Here is a 15,948-nt window from a genome sequence, read left to right as displayed (position 1 = left end):
ATGAGTTGATCCAATCAGAACGTAAACTTTTGTAACCCATACTGAGGTTTGGCGTAAAAGTCGCTACTACCCCTCGATAGCAGAAATAGAAGGTTTCAAGATTAAAAGTTTGATTAGTTTTTACCTAGCCAGAGAATCTACCATGTTTGAAGTTAATCCTAGCCCTACATCAGCCAACGCTATCACATCTTTAGCGGAGACTAACGCTTTTTTAGCAGAACAGGTGATGCCCAAAGTCTATCAGCAACTCCAACTGTTTGCTAGTGATCCCACTTTCGTTGAACAACTGAAGCTCCCGTTTGGCGACACTTGGGATATCCAGAAAGCGCAAACCTTAGCCACAGAATGGCTTACAGGAGATTTTAGCACCCTTGCCCCGATTAAAATTGTCGCTTCAGCCGATATTAATGGGTCTTCTGGCGCGTTTGCGGATACCACAAATCAAATTTACCTGGCTGAAGATATTTTGACGGGTAGCAATGTTAATCAGGCTGTTAGCGTAGTTTTAGAAGAAATTGGACATTCTCTTGATCCTCGACTTAATTCTAGCGATTCTATTGGGGATGAAGGCGAAATTTTTGCCAATATTGTTCAAGGTAAAGTATTAAGTCCTGAACAAATTCAAACGTTAAAAGCTGAGAATGATCACGCCACTATAACGATAGATGGAAACATCCTTTCAGTTGAGTTTAATGATGTTTATGATTATTATTCTCAAAATTGGGGGGGTGAAATTTTTGATTGGACAACAGGACAAAATGAAAGTAAAGGATGGTATCCATTTACTCGAAATGATCAAAATGCTGTTAGTACAAGAGACAGTATTTCTCGAAATTGGGGTAATAGCTCACCCAGTGATGTCGGTTCAGATTATTTTGGCGTGAACTTGTGGACTATAGCAGATTTTGAGGCGGGTAATACTTACAATTTCTCAGTGACAGCAGATGATTTTTATCGAGTAGGTGTTATCCCACTTAATGCTTATGATTCTAACCAATGGGTGAACATCAGTGGTCAAGATTGGAACTGGTTAAATGATGCTTATAATGGCAAACAATACACCTTTACTCCAACAATTAGTGGTGAATATTGGGTCTATGCTGGATATGCAGAAAAACAAGATACTGCCAGTTTTAATATTTCTTGGACTACCAATAATAATGGTGGAGGCACTACTAATAACGATGCAAACTCATTTGAACAGCGTGTTTTTGAACTAACTAATCAAGAACGTCTTAACGCTGGGTTATTGCCTCTAACCTATAATTATCAATTAGAAGCAGCAGCAGAAACGCATAGTCAAAATATGGCACTGCAAGACTTTTATGCACATAATGGAGTGGATGGAACTACTCCTTGGGATCGAATTACAGCTACAGGATATAATTTCTCCTGGGCAGCAGAAAATATTTATGCTAGTCCTACTACGCCAGAAGCCGCAGTGGAAGGATGGATGAATAGTCCGCTACATCGTGCGAATATTCTTGATCCGAATTTAACAGAAATTGGTGTGGGGTATTACTATTTAGCCAATGATACAGGCAATGTCAATTGGAACCACTATTGGACACAAAATTTTGGAACGCCTGCATAAAAGTATATCAAAATTAACAGCAAGCTCAATTTAGATTCAAACATTAAATCTTATGGCACTACAACCAAGCACTCAAAACGGTATATCTTTTTTAGTTGGAGATAACACCGCAGAATCAATTATTCTATCTTCTGGACAACTAAACAATTACCCTGGTGGTGTATTAGCCCTGGATGGGAATGATACGGTTATCGGTTCAGAAGATAGTGAATTTATTAATGGAAATACGGGTTTAGATTCCTTAATTGGAAATGGAGGAATTGATACCCTCAGAGGTGGAAAACAGGATGATATTCTCGATGGAGGAAGTGGGAATGATTTCTTAGCAGGAGATTTAGATCAAGATATTGTTAGAGGAGGAGACGGTAACGATAGTTTATATGGGGGAAAAAACGCTGATCAATTGTTTGGAGATGCTGGGGATGATATTCTTTCTGGAGACAAAGATAATGATACATTGACGGGAGGAACGGGAAAAGATACCTTTGTTTTAGTTACAGGTGGCGGTTTTGATATAATTACTGATTTTGAAAATAACAGTGATATTATTAAATTGCCAGATGGTGTGACATTTAATGATATTCTGTTGCAACCCTCATCAGTAAATACCTTAGTTATTGTTCAAAGTACAGGAGAACAATTAGCCCAAATTAATAATATTTCTGTTAGTAATTTGACGGCTGCTAGTTTTGGGGAAACCACTACAAATGTAATCCCTACTATTCCTGATATCCCTGATATTCCTAGTATTCCTAGTATTCCTACTACTCCTGTTTCTAGCAACAGTTTATAATCTTTTTCCCTAGTTTTGTTATACCTGGGAACTGTAAACCAAGGCTCTGTCTCCTCTTAAGAGCAGGCGGAGCCTGCAAACTTGTGTCCCTCTTTTCCTGTCTGTTCCCTGTTCCCTGTTCCCTGTTCCCTGTTCCCTGCTATAAATATTGTTGAATCACTTCTGCTGTTTTTTGTCCCGTTTTTTCCCAACTAAATTGTTTAACTTGTTCTAATCCTAATTGTCTTAAATGCGATCGCATTTCTGTATTATTTGCTAAGGTTTCCATCGCTTCTGTAATTTCTTCTACTTGATAAGGATTAACATATAATGCAGCATTTCCCCCCACTTCGGGTAAAGAAGATAGGTTAGATGTAATCACAGGAGTCCCACAAGCCATTGCTTCTAAAACCGGGAAACCAAACCCTTCCCAAAGACTGGGAAAAACAACAGCAATGGCTTGATTAATAATTGGTATTAATTGTTCAAAAGGAACATAATTTAAAAACTTTACCTGTTGACTTAATCCTAATTCTTGAACCTGCCTTTTGAGTTCGGGTGTGTAGGTTTCATCTGTTGGGCCAGCGAACCATAATTCATATTCGGATAAATGTTTTAAGTTGGAAAAAGCACTCATTAATCGAGATAGATTTTTATAAGCATCATGACGACCAATATAGAGAAAATAATTGTGGGTTGGTAAGTCTAAAAATTGAAATCTCTGCGGGTTGTATGCGAGGGGAATGGGTGTTATTTTTTGTTCTGGAATGTTAAAAAAATCAACTAAATCTTTCGCTGTTGAGATAGAATTACAGACAATATGTTCAGCTTGGGATAATACAAGGGGAATATAATATTTAAAATAAGCCGTTAACCGAGAACCCCGTCTCGGAAACCGTAACGGAATTAAATCATGAGCCATGACAATTGATCGACATCCACAATATAAAGGGGCTTCTGGAATAGGAGAAAATATCAAATTTCCCTTTAATTGCTGATAAATTTGAGGAAGTTTAAACTGTGTCCAAAGTAACCGTCTCAGATGTCCCTTTGTTCCTTGGTCTGGTGTCATATTATTAGGAACAGAATAGCAAGAATAATCGGGTTTTTGTTGAGAGATTAATAATGTAGGTTGAAGCGATTTTAAAGCAGGTAATACATGACTAGCATAAATAGAAATTCCTGTCGGTTCAGGAATTAAAAAGGATAAATTAATCAACAGTGTATTAGGCATTAATTGAGTTTAAAATTAATTAGAACTTTTATGAAAATCAGCTAAGATGAGTTGCCAGTTTCTTTCAAATTTCATCGGGGTTAATTCCCGCTTGTCGCAAGCGTTCTGCTAATCGTTCCACCCGTTGACGTTCTTGTTCTAATTGTTGTTGAGTCAACTCTTTTTCTTGACGTTCTTGTTCTAATTGTTGTTGGGTTAACTCTTTTTCTAGGCGTTCTCGTTCTGTGGGTGTAGGAATCCAATTTCCTTGAAGATCAGACCAACGTAACCAATTTCGAGTGATCCCACGATATTCTCCTAACCACAGTCCGATTCCAATTTCAAGAGGAGGAAGCCAAATTTTAGGTTCCGTTAATTCTAAAGGTTGATAGTAACCTCCTTCTAACTGAAAAATTTGTAATTCATCGGTATAACGATCAAACACAATATAATAAGGAATTCCTAAAATTTGCTCATAAACTTGCCATTTTGTGGGTTGTTGAGTGCGTTGTTCTCGTCTTCCTAAATCTTCATTTCGGGTTCCAGGTGATAGGAATTCAATCACAATATGAGGTCTAATTCCTTCTTGCCAATTAACGTAACTTAATCGTAATTCTCGATTATTATATAACCGTGAAACTCCCAAAACAGCAAACCAATCTGGACGTTTATACCAGTTATAATGTTGGGGATCATAATAAAGATTTAGATCACTAGCGACAAAGATTTCATCAGCCGCATAATTGGGTGGACAAAACGTAGCACTCAACAATTCTGGCTGTAAAATATGATACTCATCAGGCACCCCTGGTTCCTCCGAATCTTCACTGGGCAAATCATACATGGTTGGCAACGTCTCTTGGGGAGAACGAGGTGGCTCAACCTGTTCAATGGGAGACATAGGTAAACTCATCCTGTTAGTAAGTTTCGAGCAATTATTTTTATTTTACCAGTCTTTTCCAATAGAGACAAACCCCTTTTAATTTACTCAAGGAAACTTTAGGATCTTTAACGAGGGAAAAAATTGCAACCACAGTAATTCGGAATAATCGATATAATAATACCTGTTTTGATGTATGCTTTTCTAGGGTTAATAAATAACTGTAAATACTTTGTTGGATTTTTAAACTAGGATTTTTACCTGTAATTGATGAACTTTGATGGATAACCTGAAGTTGATGGGTTAATGCAATCAAATGTCCTTGTTGAGCATAACGCCGACAAAAATCAAAGTCTTCATAATATAAAAAATAATCTTGATCAAATTGAGGACAATACTTAAAGTTTTTTAGATTAATTAATAAACTACATCCTGATACCCAATCTACCAAAACATAAGATTGCGTTTGCAGTTCTTTTGAAATTATCTTTAATTCTGCTATTTTTCCCGTTTCTGGAATAAACTCTCCACCGCCAAACTCAACCTCATTCTGGAAATTATAAACAACTGTTCCTAATAGAGAAATATGAGAATTTTGCTCAAAAAACTGAGTTGCTTTTGTTAGAGAATTTTTCGGTACAATAGCATCGGGATTAATTAACCATACAATAGCTTGATCATTTTGTTGGTAAACCCAATTTAACCCAAGATTACACGCTCGACCAAAACCAATATTTTCGGCTGCATTTAATACTAAAATAGAGGGAGATTTCAACTGATGAATAGAGACATCATCGGTAGAATTATTGATAATAATTACTTGATAATTTATCCCCTGTAGAGACGTTGCATGCAACGTCTCTACAATTGAATCAATTAATCGTTGAATCAGTTCGGTGGAGTAATAATTAACCGTTATCCAGTAAATCACGCTAATTCTATTTGACTATCATCTCCAATCATAAACCGTAATGCTTTCGGTCGTTGAGGTGCGGTACTTAAAGTTGCTCGACGGCCAATAACCGTATCCACAATGCGTTGATTAATCCCAATAATTTTAGCTTCACTCAAGATGACACTATGTTCGATTTCAGCATCAATTAAAGTGACTTTATTCGCAACACTACTGTAGGGGCCGATAAAGCAGTTTTCTAAATAGCAATTTTCCCCAATAATGACTGGCCCCCGTACACTACAGTTGACTAATTTTGTCCCTTTACCGACTTTAACCCGTCCTAAAATATGACTGTTTTCGTCTACTTCTCCTTGAACATCGTAGATAATACAAGAATCTAAAATAATTTGGTTCGCACTCAACAAATCATCTTTTTTACCCGTATCTAACCACCATCCTTCCAGATTACAAGCTTCAACTTTTTTCTGGTTATTAATCAGTTGTTGAATTGCATCGGTAATTTCTAGTTCTCCCCGTGCAGAAGGTTGGATTTGAGCGATCGCTTCATGAATCGTTTTATCAAAGAAATAAACCCCCACCAAGGCTAAATTTGAAGGGGGAACTTTGGGTTTTTCAACTAACTGTAAAACTCGTCCTTGATCATCAACAACAGCGACCCCAAAGGCGGTGGGATTAGGGACACTTCTTAATAAAATTAACCCGTCTAGTTGTTGCTGTTTAAAGCGTTCTACAAACTGATTAAGTTGACTTTCAATTAAGTTATCTCCCAAATACATAATAAAGGGAGAATCTTCTAAAAAGGGTTGAGCGACTTTAACAGCATGAGCTAATCCGGCGGGTTGTTCTTGTAAAATATAGGTAATTTTGGCTCCAAAGCGATCGCCATTTCCGGTTAAATTTTTAACTTCTTCTCCTGTTTCTGGACTAATAATAATGCCAATTTCTGTAATTCCAGCCGCTACAATTCCTTCAATTCCATACCATAAAATCGGTTTATTAGCGACGGGAACTAATTGTTTTGCACCTGTGTACGTCAAAGGGCGTAATCTTGTTCCTTTTCCACCAGATAGAATCAGCGCTTTCATAATTAATCGTTAAGGGTTAATAGTTGATTAATTCATCGATTGTTTTGTAGAAAGAGACGCGCCGTGGCACGTCTCTACGGGTTTAATTGTTGTAACATTTTACGCAATCCCTGACGCCATTGGGGAGTATGAGTTTCGAGAAGATTGGCTAATTTTTTCCCACTTAAAACCGAATAAGCCGGACGACTTGCTGGCGTTGGATATTCGGGGGTTGTAATTGGAATTACCCGTTCAATTTTTAAGGGAAAACCTAATAGTTTGGCTTCTTCAAAAATAGCGATCGCAAAATCATACCAACTGGTAACACCACTATTAGTACAGTGATAAATTCCGTAGGTTTCAGAATTTAAAAGTGGCATTAATTGGACAATTGATTGTGCTAAATCTCCTGTCCAAGTTGGACTTCCTACTTGATCACTAACAACGCGAATTTCTTCCCGTTCTTTTCCCAACCGTAACATAGTTTTGACAAAATTTCCGGTTCCCCCTACGCCATAAACCCAAGCGGTTCTAATAATTGCAAATTTGGCTTGGGTTTCTTGAATAGCAATTTCTCCAGCTAATTTCGATTGACCATAGACACCCAAGGGATGAGTAGAATCAGTTTCAATGTAAGGATGGCTTTGGGTTCCATCAAAGACATAATCTGTAGAAATGTGAATTAATTTAGCATCTAATTGTTGACAAGCTTTTGCTAAAATACCGGGCGCAATTCCATTAATTTTCATTGCTAATTCCGGTTCACTTTCTGCCTTATCCACAGCCGTATAAGCCGCAGCATTAATCACCCATTCGGGTTGAATGTCCTCTATTATTTGTTCAATAATTTGAGGTTGAGATAAATCAAGAGTATCCCGTCCGACAGCAACTAACGACCCCATAGAAGTCAGAAAAGGCTGTAATTCTTGACCGAGTTGACCATCTTTTCCAATCAATAAAATTTTTGTCATGAGAAAAACTCCGCCGTTTTTAAGGGTTGACCTTCTTGATCTTTTGCTGATAAAATTGGTGTAATTCCATTCAGGGGCCAATCAATTCCGACATCAGGATCATTCCACAGTAAAGAACGCTCGTATTGTGGTGCATAATAATCTGTGGTTTTATATAAGACTTCAGCAATATCTGAAATCACTAAAAATCCATGAGCAAATCCTGGGGGAACCCAAAATTGTCGCTTATTTTCTGCGCTCAGAATGCAACCGACCCACTGTCCAAAAGTGGGAGAACTTTTTCTCATATCTACGGCGACATCAAAAATTTCTCCCGCAACAACACGCAATAATTTACCTTGTGTTTGTTGAATTTGATAATGCAAACCTCGCAAAACTCCTTTAACAGAACGAGAATGATTATCTTGTACAAATTCTGAGGTAATTCCAGTCTTTTCAGCAAAGACTTTATGGTTAAAACTTTCAAAGAAAAAGCCGCGTTCATCCCCAAAAACTTTGGGTTCAATGATGAGAACATCGGGAATTGAAGTTGGAATAATATTCATATTTAGGTTAATCAGTGGTCAGCGATTAAATATTGTACCAAATTGTTGCTTTGATGAAAACCGAATTAACGTTCACTTCAAGGTTAAGAACGGGTTAGTCTTTCTCAACAATTATCTTAACTTCCCCCTTTAACGGGAAAAATTCATGACTATCAGAATTATAGACCCAAGCTTTAATCGTTATGTTTCCTAAGTCATAATCCAATTCATGGGTGGAAATTTGCACCTGCCATCGTGCATAATTATAGAGTGGGGAATCTAGTACCTGAGCAATATCTGGACTATTTAAACCGACATTAGCATTGGCGAAAAAGGATTGTTGATTTCCTTGAGAAAAAAAGACAAGTTGGGGTTGATTTTGAGTCTGGGGAAAAATTGCCCATCCCTTTAAAACAATAGAGTCTTGGGGTTTGATTTTCAAGGGTTGATCACGGGAAAAAGGAAAGTCAATATAACCATAAACTTGTTCTGATTCGGGTTTAAAGGTTATATTATTTGCCCAATTTCTGAGGTGGACTGTCTGGAGTTTTTTGACACCATCTTGAATCCACCAGGTTGTTTTACTTAATCTTAATAAACAGCGATCAGGATGGGTTTTGAAGAAGTTAGAGTCTTCTAAATAGTTAATGAGTTCTAAGCAGGTTTTACCTCGTTGTTTATTGATTAAATCTGTTTGTGCTTGAGCGATCGCTATTTCTGATTTTACCCCAATTAAACAAACTAAAATTCCCGCTATAAAACTATAAATCAGTTTCAGACTATAATTTTTGTTTAGAGTTTGAGATTGAGTAATAACAATAAACCAAAGTTGAATAACAGCAATAATTAATAGTAAAGAATGAGTCGTATATCGAGAAGCATCAATGGCATAATTCGCTCCATAATCATAACGACCTAATGTTATTAAAATTGAACATAATATAGAAAATATTCCAATGGAAAACCAAGGAGAGCAGGATTTCAATAAATAGTCTTGAGCTTTTCGGTTTCTGAAACAGTAAAATCCTAATCCTATAAAATTTAATACAATTATTAATCCGATCCCCAGGCTTAAAGTATAAGAATTTGTTAGGGGTGCAGCAATTAAATTAAAAAAGAAGTGACTCGCAGTGAACAATTGTTCGAGAAGTGAAAGATTGATTATTTTTGGTTCTTGAGTATATTCTATTGAGTAAATTAAAGTTGAAATGGTAAAGAGTATTAACCATAATATTAAATATTTTTTTCTAAGGTTAGCTTCCTTTGTAAGGACTGTAATGGAAGGAATTAAAGCTAACCAACTCATTAAACCCTGTGCAGATGAAAAACTAGCAATTAAACAAGGAATCGTTGCAATTAATAATTTTTGGGTAGGTTGAACTTGCTCTTGTGTTAAAATAAAACAACTGAAAATTACACATAAATTAATGAGAAACAAAGCAATTTGAAACCCCCAGAGCCAGTTTTCAGATTGAGCTAAGGAGAAAAATATTAAAGCAGTTAATAAATTAGTAAAGTAAAAAAAAGAGTTGTGATTTTTGGAGGTATTAACCGAAAGTTTATATAACAAAATAAAAGTTAGTATTGCTAACCCTAAGCTAAAAAAAAGCTCTAATTTAATATTCCAACTCGAAATAAACCCTAAAATAATAAAAATTAAACGAGGAAATAAGATTCGATGGTTATTATGAAGTTCAAATAAGTCTTTGAATTGTAATGTTCCTGTGGCTGTTTTTTTAAATAAAGCAGGTACAACCCATTGATCATAAAACGGAACATTCACTCCAAACTTAATAATAAATCCAATAATTCCCAAAATAGGGATTAAATATAACAGCCCTAAAATAGTAGTAGGAAAATCGACAAAAGAGGAGGAGTTTTTAGCCATTAGTTACCAATTAAGCTGTTAAGTATTTAAACCATAGAATCCGACGACGCTCATACTACAAGGATTTAACAATTTCCGAATCAGAAATTGATATGCTTAATAGAATATCAGTTACCAACTATTAGTGATTTACAGTCATAACTGATAACTGGTACAGACGCGCCATGGCGCGTCTCTACACTGATAACTGATTAAATTACTTCAAGTTTGTAATACTGTTCATTCGACCTGTAAAGCGATTTAAGAATATATCAAGTACAGACCGTTTACCTACATTAATTTTGGTATTCACTGACATACCTGACTGTAAACCCACCTTAATATCTTTCTGTTCATCTAAGGTAAAGTTTTGCTTATCTAATTTCACTTTTCCTTTAAAAGTAAAATATTGACGGCCCTTTTCTGGATCAGGTTTAATCGCATCTTGACTCAGCCATTTTAACTGTCCGGGAACCATGCCAAATTGATCATTGGGGAAAGCATCAATCGAGACTTCCACCGGAATACAATCTATATCAGTTACTCCAATTTCTTGTCGAGCTTCTGGAGATGCTGGACAAATACAATCTTTTTCAGCTTTACATTCAATCACTTCTCCAGCCACCGTTTTACCATCATAAGGCTGTAAAAATTTGCGCTTAACTCGTAAAGCATTCAGCACTAAAGCTAAATCAGTATTTTTAATATAAATTGTGGCTTCCAGTCCCTTATCATCCGCTAAAATTTGCATAAGCTTTTCCGTTTGTTGAGCTTCATAATATGCTTCATTACAACGCTTCATTCTCGGATCACCCGATTTTAAAACTTGATCATTGACATAACTGCAAATTTCATCCTTTTTCAGATCCAGTTCAGAATCCTGTTTTGTTGAGGGCTGTAAATCATAAATCACCCCAGCCACCGGGGAACGTAGAACTTGAGTATCTCGTTGTTCTTCAACTTTTTCCAACTGAGCATTAACCTCTCCTAAGCGTTTTTCATTATCCAGTTTATATCGGCTTAATTGAGAATCAATACTGGCAATTTGTTTTTTATTTTCTTCAACCCGAAGATACAATTCTCTTGCCCACCCATCCTTTGTATTTTGCAATTCTTGTTCTGTCCGATCAATAGAAGCTAAAACCTTCTGTTTTTCATCTTCTAATCGTCTAATTTCAGCTTTTTGTTTCTCAACATCACTCTTACGGGCATTAATTTCACTTTGACGAGTAGTGATTTGATCTTGCTGACGTAAAAACTCATTTTGACTTCTTAAAACCTCTTGTTCCTGACGTTTTTTATTTAAGTCAGACATCGCCCCTTCTTCAACCAACGGAGCAATTTGACCCAAAATCGATTCGTTCAGATCCAAAGACTCTTGAGACTTATTAAGTTGAGCCTTCGCTAAGTCTAATTGTTCTTCAGAATAGCGAATTTGATTCGTCGCATATTGAACTTGTTCTTGTGTCGCCCGAATCGAATTTTCTGTTTGTTCCAGTTGTTTTTTAAACTCAACAATTCGTCCCTCAACCGCAGACACACGAGATAGAAATTCAGCCCGGTAATTCGCCACTACACCCGATTGAGTGGGACTATAGTTAATGGCTCGACCTTGATTATTATAAAGTTCATTAATTAAACCCGTTAAAACCTCATTTTCTTGTAATCTCGCCTCCCGATCCTTAACCATCGTTTCCCACTGAGCCGGTAAATTTCCCCTGCCATTTCCCTGAATAATACTATTATAAAATTGGTTTTCCTCCTTGAGAGTCCCTTGTAATTTAGCCAAAGACTTAATATCAGCACTAGGGTTTGTGGGGCTGAAGGTGAGAAGCGGTTGGTTTTTCTGCACGCGATCGCCATTTTCAACGTGCAGCCTCACCACCGCACCCGTAGTTGGAGCTTGAATCTCTCTAGCACCTTCTTTATATTCTAGTTCCCCCACAGCAGGAACCGTTTGTTCAATCCGAGAAAAATAAGCCCAAACAACTGTTGAAGTCGTTATCAACATGATCATCCAGAGAAACATATGAGACCACATTGCCGGTTTCTCAAGAATAACAGGTTGATCAATCAGTGATACAGATTTCATAATCAGTTAGTAGTTAGCAGTTAGTAGTTAGTAGTTAGCAGTAGAGACGTGCCATGGCACGTCTGTACCAGTTATCAGTGCAAGAGTTAAGAAGCAGTTCCAGTTGTTTTCAACAGCTAAAAATCTTGATTTTATTTCTTTGACTCATTGCTGTTGACTGATCACTGATCACTGATCACTGATTAATGGGCTTCTTGTTGTTGATACAGACAGTAATAACGTCCCTTCAGAGCAATTAACTCATCATGGTTTCCTTGTTCAACAACAGACCCTTGATCCATCATAATAATTGCATCCGCATTTTTGACAGCACTGAGACGGTGAGTAATAAAAAACACCGTGCGGTCATGAAACACATCCATTAAATTATTAATCACAGAACGTTCCGATTGATAATCTAAAGCACTCGTCGCCTCATCTAAAATTAACAACTTCGGATTTTGTAACACCGTCCGTGCGATCGCCACCCGTTGTCGTTGTCCCCCTGATAACGCCGTTCCCCTTTCCCCCACAGGGGTATTGTAACCATTGGGAAGACCCATAATAAAATCGTGTGCCGCTGCAATTTTAGCCGCCCGAATAATTTCGTCACTACTGGCTTCGGGGTTACTCAAGCCAATATTATCCTGAACCGTTCCATTAAACAGGAGGGTATCTTGTAGTACCACCCCCAATTGACGGCGGACAGAATACAGTTCTACTTTATTAATATCATAACCATCAATTAAAATTCGACCCGACAAAGGAGCATATAAACGCTGCAACAACTTCATCAACGTACTCTTACCCGATCCACTCAATCCCACAATCGCCACAAAAGACCCAGAAGGAAAATCTAAATTCACGTTAGCCAACTGCAAAGGCCCAGTTGGATTAAATCGGAAAGATACCTCCTCAAACGTTACTGACCCTTCAATTTCGGGTAACGGAATATTATTGCGATCCGCCTCATCTGCTTCAGGATAGCTATCTACAATGTCCCGCAACCGTTCCACCGAAATTGCCACCTCCTGCACGTTTTGATAAACACTGATAAACCGCAATAAGGAGCCTGTCACGTTTCCTGAAATAATCCGAAAGGCAATTAAACCCCCAATGGTTAACTCTTGTTTAATCACCAAATAAGCCCCCACCCACAACAGAGCAATTCCCCCAATCTTATTCAAGAAATCACTCATCGTACCCGCCGCCGTTTGGGTCAGAGTCGTCTGCAAACCTGCACTCATATACCGAGCATACATCCCCTGCCACCGCCAACGAGCCGTCAACTCAATGGTTTGAGACTTAATCGTTTGAATTCCACTAATCACTTCCACGATATAAGCCATAGCTGTCCCCGCCAATTGTGCCCGTTTGCGGATCAGTCGCATAATCACCGGAGAAAACACAAAAATAATCCCCGCAAACAAGGGTAAAGGTGCCAGAGCCACCAAAGTCAGCATCGGACTGAGGGCAAACATCACTGCTACATAAACCACTGAAAACACGGCATCCAATACCACCGTTAAAGCCGTCCCCGTTAGGAAGTTACGGATATTCCCTAACTCATTAAAACGACTCATTAAATCTCCCACCTGTCGGGTATCAAAATACCCCAAAGGCAGCCGCAACATATGGTCAATAATCTCCGCCGTCAGCTTAATATCAACTCGGTTGGAGCTATCCACAAACAAATAAGTTCGCAATGCCGTCAACAACCCTTCAAACAGGGCAACCCCTAACAGCAATATCCCCAGAATATTCAGAGCATCTAAATTACGCTGTCCGATGACCGCATCAATGATCACCATACTCACCAAGGGGTTGACTAAACCAAACACTTGAATAAAAAACGAAGACAGCAACACCTCAACAAAGGTGGTGCGATGCTCCATCAAGGCGGGTAAAAACCACCAGAAACTAAACTGCTCTTTCTGGTCAACTCGCGGCGCTTGCAACAAAAGCACCTGTCCTTCTTCACCCCAAACCTCCGTAAACTGCCCCGGACGCATCCGAGTCAAACCTTTTTCTGGGGTTGCCAACACCAATTCTCGTTCGGTAATGCTATAAAGAATGGCAAAACTATCTCGCCACACCACCATCGCCGGAGCCTTCAACCGACCGACGGCCCTCGCTGGAATCTGCACCAACTGAGCATTAATCCCCAACATCTGCGTGACGGCTCCACAAGCCTGTAAGCTGATATTGCCCACTGTCGCCAACTGATTATCTAAAACCCGGCGCACGACATCTTTTTTAAAGTTAATCCCGAAGAATTTAGCAATCATATTAAAGCAAGCCAGAGGCGCCTCAATCTTGCCACGACCCCTAACCACCGGGAACCGTTGAGCGGCTTTAGGCAAATTTGTCGGTTCTGGAATCGGAGGAACATCAGGAGCCGGAGTAACCGCCGATAAATCTATTTTGCGAACACTAGAAGTTGAGTCCTGAGAAACACTTTCTGAGCCATCGCTTTCCGGGGGAGATTCTTCTTCATAAACCGGTTCTCGCAAACCAATTAATCGCACCCCCTGTGGCCCTTCCGCCTTATAAGATTGCTGACCCTCCTCCAATAAAACCCGATTACCCGGAGTCAAACTGCCCAACGTTCCACTACTCACCAACCAAATCCGATTCGGATCAAGTAAATTTTGCAGATCCTTAACTTTATTATTGCCATTCAGCAAATTCAGCACCACAGCATCTTGCCAAAGATCCTGGGCTAGAGTCTTGATATTATTAACCGGAACTGCTTGTGCGTGCAGATATTGGCTTAAAAGTTCAAAAACCTCACTCACAGAAGCGTGATCCCGGAATGCCTCCCCAAAAGCGGGTTCTTTAGCGACCCATTGTAGAAAATCCGTAGCCGACAGCGTAATACAAATCGTATCCGTTGAAGCGATCGCTGTCTCACAAGGCACCCCTCGGATTAACCCTCCCCAGCCTATAATTTCTCTAGCTCCGAGTAAGCCTAAACTAACATGACGTTGCGCTCTGGGGTCAAAACCCAGCAGTCGAGCCTGTCCTTGATAAATTATCGTAATTTGAGTGGGCAGTTTATCTCGTTCAAATATCGGTTGTCCGGTGCGGTAGCCCAACAGTTGGCATTTGGGTAGCAAGCTTTGAAGGGCCTTCTCTGAGAGCCGATCAAAAGGGCTGGTTTCAGCTAAAAAGCTCTGAATTTGGGACTGAGAAACGGCAGATGTTGTCATGACACTGAAGACACTGAAGTACGAAGAGGTTGTAGCGAGCCCACTTGAGCCAATTGCTCTCGTAGCCAATTTTCAAACATTTCGTCAACCATCCGGCGACGCATAGATTCGTCTAATTGAGCCGGAAGGAATTTTTCTAAGCGAATAATCACAAACCATTCTGCTAGGGGACGAGGAGCCCAGAGTTGACCGGGTTGACTCACAGACAAAAGTTTACTAATCGCCGGGTGAGGCTGAGATACCGGAACTGGCCCTAATAACCCTCCTGTCCGAGATTCTGGCCCTTCTGAATGTTCACGGGCAACCTCAGCAAAAGTATTTTCTCCTTCCGCTACTCTAAAATAGAGTTCTTGAGCCAAACCTGGATTTTTAGTCCGAATTAAAGAATAGACAACTTGATCTAAATTACCTTTGCGACTGAGAAAATAATTTTCGACTCGACCACTCCATGTCTCTTGTTTGAATTTTTCCACTCTCACAGGGCGTTCTGCCATTTCCACCAATTGTTCTGGGGTCATATCGTAAGCGGCTAGCCAAGCTGCTTTCGCTTCTGGGGAAGTTAGTTGGTGTTGCGAATCAAATCTTTCGAGAGCCGCTGCTCGTTCTTCTTCTGTACAAGTAATCTTAGCGATCGCTTGTTCCAAAATCACTTCGCGCAGAAATAAAGGCATTAACTGATAACGTTTGAGCAGCGATGGTAGATCCTCTGCTGTGATAATAGTTTCTCCGACTTTGAACGCTCCTGTCATTGAACTCTCCAACCGACTTTCACTACCCCTTTCAAATTTACCTTGAGTAGTCCTAGAGTGACTACCGCATCTCATCTCTTTGTCCAAATAATAGCAGACCGTTTACCCCCTCACT

The 15,948-nt window shown here is 39.0% G+C and carries 12 protein-coding genes; 2 read left to right on the top strand and 10 right to left on the bottom strand.

Going from position 1 to position 15,948, the window contains the following annotated elements:
- Nucleotides 1-142 precede the first annotated feature (142 nt).
- On the top strand, nt 143-1,594 hold the full coding sequence (locus H6G57_RS02775) for a CAP domain-containing protein (RefSeq protein WP_242048849.1): 1,452 nt from the start codon (nt 143-145) through the stop codon (nt 1,592-1,594).
- A 52-nt stretch (nt 1,595-1,646) separates the two neighbouring features.
- Entirely contained in the window at nt 1,647-2,387 is a 741-nt protein-coding gene (locus tag H6G57_RS02770) for a calcium-binding protein (protein ID WP_190515805.1), read from the top strand.
- A gap of 139 nt (nt 2,388-2,526) precedes the next feature.
- Here H6G57_RS02770 and H6G57_RS02765 read toward each other — a convergent pair whose 3' ends face one another.
- From H6G57_RS02765 to H6G57_RS02720, 10 genes are all read right to left on the bottom strand, one after another.
- Complete coding sequence (locus H6G57_RS02765; protein WP_190515804.1) at nt 2,527-3,600, bottom strand: glycosyltransferase family 1 protein; 1,074 nt, start codon at nt 3,598-3,600, stop codon at nt 2,527-2,529.
- Nucleotides 3,601-3,664: 64 nt separating this feature from the next.
- On the bottom strand, nt 3,665-4,480 hold the full coding sequence (locus H6G57_RS02760) for a Uma2 family endonuclease (protein ID WP_190515802.1): 816 nt from the start codon (nt 4,478-4,480) through the stop codon (nt 3,665-3,667).
- Between the two features lie 40 nt (nt 4,481-4,520).
- Complete coding sequence (locus tag H6G57_RS02755) at nt 4,521-5,390, bottom strand: glycosyltransferase (RefSeq protein ID WP_190515800.1); 870 nt, start codon at nt 5,388-5,390, stop codon at nt 4,521-4,523.
- On the bottom strand, nt 5,387-6,460 hold the full coding sequence (locus H6G57_RS02750; protein WP_190515799.1) for a glucose-1-phosphate thymidylyltransferase: 1,074 nt from the start codon (nt 6,458-6,460) through the stop codon (nt 5,387-5,389). Before H6G57_RS02750 ends, H6G57_RS02755 begins: the two co-directional genes overlap by 4 nt.
- A gap of 74 nt (nt 6,461-6,534) precedes the next feature.
- Entirely contained in the window at nt 6,535-7,410 is an 876-nt protein-coding gene (gene rfbD, locus H6G57_RS02745; protein WP_190515797.1) for a dTDP-4-dehydrorhamnose reductase, read from the bottom strand.
- Nucleotides 7,407-7,955, bottom strand: coding sequence for a dTDP-4-dehydrorhamnose 3,5-epimerase (gene rfbC / locus H6G57_RS02740; RefSeq protein WP_190515795.1), 549 nt, complete (start codon nt 7,953-7,955; stop codon nt 7,407-7,409). Before rfbC ends, rfbD begins: the two co-directional genes overlap by 4 nt.
- 94 nt (nt 7,956-8,049) lie before the next feature.
- Nucleotides 8,050-9,822, bottom strand: a complete 1,773-nt coding sequence (locus H6G57_RS02735) for a hypothetical protein (RefSeq protein WP_190515794.1) — start codon at nt 9,820-9,822, stop codon at nt 8,050-8,052.
- 196 nt (nt 9,823-10,018) lie between these two features.
- The gene (locus H6G57_RS02730; RefSeq protein WP_309235633.1) at nt 10,019-11,842 is read right to left on the bottom strand and encodes a chromosome partitioning protein ParA; all 1,824 of its coding nucleotides are present in this window, start codon (nt 11,840-11,842) and stop codon (nt 10,019-10,021) included.
- Nucleotides 11,843-12,075: 233 nt separating this feature from the next.
- The gene (locus H6G57_RS02725; RefSeq protein ID WP_190515791.1) at nt 12,076-15,084 is read right to left on the bottom strand and encodes a peptidase domain-containing ABC transporter; all 3,009 of its coding nucleotides are present in this window, start codon (nt 15,082-15,084) and stop codon (nt 12,076-12,078) included.
- Nucleotides 15,081-15,833: a peptidylprolyl isomerase gene (locus H6G57_RS02720; protein ID WP_190515789.1), complete on the bottom strand. Its 753-nt coding sequence runs from the start codon at nt 15,831-15,833 to the stop codon at nt 15,081-15,083. The genes H6G57_RS02725 and H6G57_RS02720 overlap by 4 nt, the downstream gene beginning before the upstream one ends.
- Between the last annotated feature and the right edge of the window lie 115 nt (nt 15,834-15,948).

The organism is Planktothrix sp. FACHB-1365, assembly GCF_014697575.1.
In the GTDB taxonomy this organism is placed as follows: domain Bacteria; phylum Cyanobacteriota; class Cyanobacteriia; order Cyanobacteriales; family Microcoleaceae; genus Planktothrix.
The sequence above is the reverse complement of the archived record's forward strand: the minus strand, read 5'-3'. Positions and strand labels throughout refer to the sequence as shown.

Excerpts from the sequence above, each read along its gene's own strand:
- H6G57_RS02775 (WP_242048849.1), top strand. The coding sequence starts at position 143 with ATGTTTGAAGTTAATCCTAGCCCTACATCAGCCAACGCTATCACATCT.
- H6G57_RS02770 (WP_190515805.1), top strand. The coding sequence starts at position 1,647 with ATGGCACTACAACCAAGCACTCAAAACGGTATATCTTTTTTAGTTGGA.
- H6G57_RS02765 (WP_190515804.1), bottom strand. The coding sequence starts at position 3,600 with ATGCCTAATACACTGTTGATTAATTTATCCTTTTTAATTCCTGAACCG.
- H6G57_RS02760 (WP_190515802.1), bottom strand. The coding sequence starts at position 4,480 with ATGTCTCCCATTGAACAGGTTGAGCCACCTCGTTCTCCCCAAGAGACG.
- H6G57_RS02750 (WP_190515799.1), bottom strand. The coding sequence starts at position 6,460 with ATGAAAGCGCTGATTCTATCTGGTGGAAAAGGAACAAGATTACGCCCT.
- rfbD (WP_190515797.1), bottom strand. The coding sequence starts at position 7,410 with ATGACAAAAATTTTATTGATTGGAAAAGATGGTCAACTCGGTCAAGAA.
- rfbC (WP_190515795.1), bottom strand. The coding sequence starts at position 7,955 with ATGAATATTATTCCAACTTCAATTCCCGATGTTCTCATCATTGAACCC.
- H6G57_RS02735 (WP_190515794.1), bottom strand. The coding sequence starts at position 9,822 with ATGGCTAAAAACTCCTCCTCTTTTGTCGATTTTCCTACTACTATTTTA.
- H6G57_RS02730 (WP_309235633.1), bottom strand. The coding sequence starts at position 11,842 with ATGTGGTCTCATATGTTTCTCTGGATGATCATGTTGATAACGACTTCA.
- H6G57_RS02725 (WP_190515791.1), bottom strand. The coding sequence starts at position 15,084 with ATGACAACATCTGCCGTTTCTCAGTCCCAAATTCAGAGCTTTTTAGCT.
- H6G57_RS02720 (WP_190515789.1), bottom strand. The coding sequence starts at position 15,833 with ATGACAGGAGCGTTCAAAGTCGGAGAAACTATTATCACAGCAGAGGAT.